Origin of the sequence: Hydrogenophaga sp., assembly GCF_018780385.1 — a bacterium.
Taxonomy (GTDB): domain Bacteria; phylum Pseudomonadota; class Gammaproteobacteria; order Burkholderiales; family Burkholderiaceae_C; genus Hydrogenophaga.
The window spans coordinates 1-5,563 of record NZ_JADMJO010000046.1 but is presented as its reverse complement, the minus strand read 5'-3'; the positions used below and the strand labels follow the sequence as shown (position 1 = coordinate 5,563).

Sequence of the window (5,563 nt, the reverse complement as noted above, 5' to 3'; positions counted from 1 at the left end):
TGTCCAAGCGCAGCAACGTGCCCGGCCTGCGCAGCGGTTTTGTGGCCGGTGACGCTGCACTCATCAAGCCTTTCCTGCTCTACCGCACCTACCACGGCGGTGCCATGAGCCCGGTGGTGCAGGCGGCCAGCAAGGCCGCCTGGGCAGACGAAGCCCATGTGGTGGACAACCGGCGCCAGTACCGCGAGAAGTTCGCCCAGGTCACCCCCCTGCTGTCCGAGGTGCTGGATGTGGCTTTGCCGGATGCTTCCTTTTACCTGTGGGCCGGCGTGCCGGCGTCTTTTGCCGATGGCAGCGCGGGCCTGAGCGCCGACGAAGCCTTCGCCCGCGCCCTGCTGGCTCAATACAATGTGACGGTTCTGCCCGGCAGCTATTTGGCCCGCACCTTCGCCGGATCCAACCCGGGCACGGGCCGCGTGCGCATGGCCTTGGTGGCCGAACCCGCCGAATGCCTGGAGGCAGCCCACCGCATCAGGGCCTTCATGGCCGGGCATGCCTGACCTCTCTTTTCTCCTCCCTCCTTTGACCTGCCTCATGACACAACAACTGCAAACCCTGATCGACAACGCCTGGGACAACCGCGCCGAACTCTCACCAGCCACTGCACCCAAGGAAGTGCTGGACGCGGTGGAACACGTGATCGCCGAGCTCAACACGGGCCGCCTGCGCGTGGCCACGCGCGAGGCCGTGGGCCAGTGGACGGTGCACCAGTGGATCAAGAAGGCCGTGTTGCTGTCGTTCCGCCTCAAGGACAACGAAATCATGCGCGCCGGTGATCTGGGCTTCTTCGACAAGGTCAAGACCAAGTTTTCCCACCTGAGCGAATCCGAAATGAAGGCCACCGGCGTGCGCGTGGTGCCACCCGCCGTGGCGCGGCGCGGCAGCTACGTTGCCAAGGGCGCCATCCTGATGCCGAGCTACGTCAACATCGGCGCCTACGTCGATGAAAACACCATGGTCGACACCTGGGCCACGGTGGGTTCCTGCGCCCAGATCGGCAAGAACGTGCATCTCTCGGGCGGTGTCGGCATCGGCGGTGTGCTCGAGCCCTTGCAGGCCGGCCCCACCATCATCGAAGACAACTGCTTCATCGGCGCGCGCTCCGAAGTCGTTGAAGGCGTGGTGGTCGAAGAGAACTCCGTGCTCGGCATGGGCGTCTATCTCGGCCAGAGCACACCCATCTTCAACCGCGACACCGGCGAGGTGGTGTTTGGTCGCGTGCCGAGCGGCAGCGTGGTGATCAGCGGCAGCCTGCCCAAGAAAACGGCAGCAGGCAAGGATTACAGCACCTACGCGGCCATCATCGTCAAGACGGTGGACGCGCAGACGCGCTCCAAGACCAGCCTGAACGACTTGTTGCGAGACTGAGCATGATGCCCCCACGCTCCGCCGCTTCGCGGGTCGCTGCCCCCCAGGGGGGCTGGCCTTGCTTGGGGCGGCCCGGCGCGGCGGCCTGTCTCACTGAACAAATTCACCTGAAGGGATCAGCATGAGCAGCGGAACAATGGAGCGCATCCTGCGCCTGATGGCCGAGAAGAAGGCTTCGGACGTGTACCTGACGGCGCATGCGCCGGCCATGATCAAGATCAACGGCCAGACCATCCCGATCAACAGCCAGGTGCTGCCGCCCGAGGCTCCGCGCAACCTGCTCTCGGAAATCGTGCCTTCCACCCGCATGGAGGAGCTGCAGGAAACCGGCGAGCTCAACATGGCGGTTCCCTTGGAAGCGCTGGGCAACTTCCGCATCAGCGCGTTTCGCCAGCGCGGGCAGGTGGCCGTGGTGATCCGCTACATCCCGGGCGACATTCCGGCGCTCGACTCGCTGAATGTGGCGCCCGTGCTGGCCGATCTGGTGATGGAAAAGCGCGGCCTGGTGCTCATGGTGGGCGCCACCGGTGCCGGCAAGAGCACCACGCTGGCGGCCATGATCGATCACCGCAACGAGTCCGCCAGCGGTCACGTGCTCACCATCGAAGACCCGATCGAATACGTCTACCGCAACAAGAAATCCGTGGTGAACCAGCGCGAGATCGGGCCCGACACCGCCTCGTTGCAGATCGCGCTGAAGAACGCGTTGCGCCAGGCACCCGACGTGATCCTGATCGGTGAAATCCGCGACCGCGAGACCATGTCGGCCGCCATCGCCTACGCCCAGTCGGGTCACCTGTGCCTGGCCACACTGCACGCCAACAACAGCTACCAGGCGCTCAACCGCATCCTGAGCTTCTACCCGGTCGAGGTGCGCCCCACCATGCTGGGTGACTTGGCGGCCGCCCTGCGCGCCATCGTGTCGCAGCGGCTGCTTCGCACGCATACCGGCAGCCGCGTGCCGGCCATGGAGGTGCTGCTCAACACCTCCCTGATCGCCGACCTGATCCAGAAGGCCGATTTCTCCGGCGTGCGCGAAGCCATGGAGAAGTCGCTGGCCGATGGTTCACAAAGTTTCGAGCAGGACCTGGCCCGCCTCATCAACGATGGTCTGGTCACCCGCAACGAAGGTCTGGCGCAGGCCGACTCGCCCAACAATCTCTTGTGGCGTCTGCAGAACGACTTCCACGCGAGCAAGTCGAACGACGCTGCGAACGCGAGCGACGAAGACACCACCGAAGACGCCACCTTCACCGAGTTCACGCTCGACGTGAAACGTTGATCCCATGACCGATACCCTGCGCCTGACCGAACAGCTCATCGCCCGCGCCTCCGTCACGCCGCGCGATGAGGGCTGCCAGTCGGTCATCGCGCAGCGCCTGTCTGCGCTGGGCTTTGTCTGCGAGACGATCGAAAGCGGCCCCGACGATTTCCGGGTGACCAACCTGTGGGCCCGGCTGGGCACTGGCCAACAGCCCACGCTCATCTTTGCAGGCCACACCGACGTGGTGCCCACCGGGCCCACCACCGCGTGGAGCAGCGATCCGTTCGCACCGACGCACCGCGACGGCAAGCTCTACGGCCGTGGCGCCAGCGACATGAAAACCTCGCTGGCGGCCATGGTGGTGGCTTGCGAGGAGTTCGTGGCGGCGCAGCCCCAACCCGGTATCGACATCGCCTTCTTGCTCACCAGCGACGAGGAAGGCCCGGCGCTGGATGGCACAGTGGTGGTGTGCGAGCAATTGAAGCAACGTGGCGAGCGGCTGGACTGGTGCATCGTGGGTGAACCCACCTCGGTGGAACGCACCGGCGACATGATCAAGAACGGCCGCCGCGGCACCATGAGCGGCAAGCTCACCGTCAAGGGCATCCAGGGCCATATCGCCTACCCGCACCTGGCGAAGAACCCGATTCACCTGGCCGCTCCTGCGCTGGCTGAGCTGGCCGCCACCCGCTGGGACGAGGGCAATGCGTTTTTCCCGCCCACCAGCTGGCAGGTCAGCAACATCCACGGCGGCACCGGCGCGAGCAACGTGATCCCCGGCACCGTGGTGATCGACTTCAATTTCCGTTTTTCCACCGAGTCCACGCCCGAAGGCTTGCAGCAGCGCGTGGCCGAACTGCTGACGCGCCACGGTCTTCAGGCCGGGGACGGCTACGACCTTGCCTGGACGCTGGGCGGGCGGCCCTTCCTCACTCCACCCGGCACGTTGGTGGATGCGGTACGCGACGCCATCCGCGGCGAAACCGGTATCGAGACCGAACTCTCCACCACCGGCGGCACCAGTGACGGGCGATTCATCGCCCAAGTGTGCCCGCAGGTGATCGAACTCGGCCCACCCAACGCCACCATCCACAAGATCGACGAGCACGTGGCCCTGGCGGACATCGAACCACTCAAAAACATCTACCGCCGCACGCTGGACAACCTGTCCCGCCTCGCCGGCTCTCCCGACTGAGCGCCCCGTGAAACTGAAAGAACTGCTGGCTGCGGCCACCCGCCGCCTGGATGCGGCCCATCTGGCCTATGGCCATGGCACGACCAACGCGCGTGACGAAGCCACCTGGCTGGTGCTGTGGCAGCTCGGCCTGCCGCTGGACAGCGACCTGGACGCCCTCGCCCGCCAACCCATCACGGCGCAGCAGCAGGCCGAGGTGGAGGCGTTGGTCCAGCGTCGGATCGACTCTCGCGAACCCGCGGCCTATCTCACCGGCGAAGCCTGGCTGCAGGGCGTCCCCTTCCATGTGGACCGGCGTGCCATCGTGCCGCGCAGCTTCATCGCCGAACTGCTGGCCGAGGGTTCGATCGACCCCTGGCTGGACGAGAAGACGCGCGACGTACTCGATCTGTGCACCGGCAATGGCAGTCTGGCCGTGCTCGCGGCCATGGCCTACCCCGACGTGCGCGTGACCGGCTCAGACATCTCGATCGAGGCCCTGGAAGTCGCGCGCATCAACGTGGCGCGCCACGAACTGCAGAAACGTATCCAGCTCGTGGTGTCCGACGGACTGAAAAACTGTCCTGGTCCCTGGGACCTCATCCTGTGCAACCCGCCGTATGTGAACGCCCGCAGCATGGCCGCGCTGCCGCCCGAATACCGCGCAGAACCCGCCCTGGCTCTGGACGGCAACATCGCCGGCAATGTGGATGGCATGGACTTCGTGCGACAGCTGATCCGCGACATCCCCAGACGCCTCAAGCCCCAGGGCGTGCTGGTGCTGGAAATCGGCAACGAACGCGAGCATTTTGAAGCCGCGTTCCCCCACCTGGAAACCGTCTGGCTCGCCACCAGCGCCGGCGACGACCAGGTTCTCCTGCTCACCCTTGAATCCCTTTTGGCGCTGCCCACTTCGCAGACGCCCGCTCCATGATCACTTTGAAAAACCTTGTCCTTCGCCGCGGCGTGAAGGTCCTGCTCGACAACGCGTCCTGCACCATCAACCCGGGCGAAAAAGTCGGCCTCGTGGGGCGCAACGGTGCGGGCAAATCCAGCCTGTTCGGCCTGCTCAACCACACGCTGCACGAAGACAAGGGCGACTTCTACGTGCCACCACAGTGGCGCATGGCGCAGGTGGCGCAGGACATGCCCGAGACCGACCAGTCGGCCACGCAGTTCGTGATCGAGGGAGACGTGACGCTGCTGGCGGCGCAGCAGGAAGTGACCGCTTCGGAAGACAGCGGCGATGGTGAGCGCATGGCGCACGCCTACATGGCGCTGCACGACGCCGGCGCACACGACGCGCCCGCCCGCGCGCAGGCCCTCATCCTGGGTCTGGGTTTTCGCACTGACGAACTCGAACGCCCGGTCAACAGCTTTTCAGGCGGCTGGCGCATGCGCTTGCAGCTGGCACGCGCGCTGATGTGCCCGAGCGAGCTGCTGCTGCTCGACGAGCCCACCAACCACCTGGACCTCGACGCCCTGGTCTGGCTGGAAGCCTGGCTCAAGCGCTACGAAGGCACCATGCTGGTCATCAGCCACGACCGCGAGTTTCTTGACGCGGTGACCAACGTCACCATCCACATCCACACCGCGCAACTCACGCGCTACGGCGGCAACTACAGCCGCTTTGAAGACATGCGCGCCGAGCAGATGGCGCTGCAGCAGTCGGCCTATTCACGCCAGCAGGACAAGATGGCGCACCTGCAGAAGTTCATCGACCGCTTCAAGGCCAAGGCCAGCAAGGCCAAGCAGGC

The 5,563-nt window shown here is 65.4% G+C and carries 6 protein-coding genes; all 6 read left to right on the top strand.

Features of this window, described 5'->3' with window-relative positions:
• A partial coding sequence (locus IV113_RS15750; RefSeq protein WP_291086805.1) for an aminotransferase class I/II-fold pyridoxal phosphate-dependent enzyme occupies positions 1-500 on the top strand: 500 nt, incomplete at its 5' end.
• Between the two features lie 34 nt (positions 501-534).
• Entirely contained in the window at positions 535-1,368 is an 834-nt protein-coding gene (gene dapD / locus IV113_RS15745; RefSeq protein ID WP_291086803.1) for a 2,3,4,5-tetrahydropyridine-2,6-dicarboxylate N-succinyltransferase, read from the top strand.
• A gap of 121 nt (positions 1,369-1,489) precedes the next feature.
• The gene (locus IV113_RS15740) at positions 1,490-2,650 is read left to right on the top strand and encodes a PilT/PilU family type 4a pilus ATPase (protein ID WP_291086801.1); all 1,161 of its coding nucleotides are present in this window, start codon (positions 1,490-1,492) and stop codon (positions 2,648-2,650) included.
• Between the two features lie 4 nt (positions 2,651-2,654).
• On the top strand, positions 2,655-3,827 hold the full coding sequence (gene dapE, locus IV113_RS15735; RefSeq protein WP_291086799.1) for a succinyl-diaminopimelate desuccinylase: 1,173 nt from the start codon (positions 2,655-2,657) through the stop codon (positions 3,825-3,827).
• Positions 3,828-3,834: 7 nt separating this feature from the next.
• Positions 3,835-4,740, top strand: a complete 906-nt coding sequence (prmB, locus tag IV113_RS15730; RefSeq protein ID WP_291086797.1) for a 50S ribosomal protein L3 N(5)-glutamine methyltransferase — start codon at positions 3,835-3,837, stop codon at positions 4,738-4,740.
• On the top strand, positions 4,737-5,563 hold an 827-nt coding region (locus IV113_RS15725; RefSeq protein ID WP_291086795.1), incomplete at its 3' end, for an ATP-binding cassette domain-containing protein. The genes prmB and IV113_RS15725, both read left to right, overlap by 4 nt.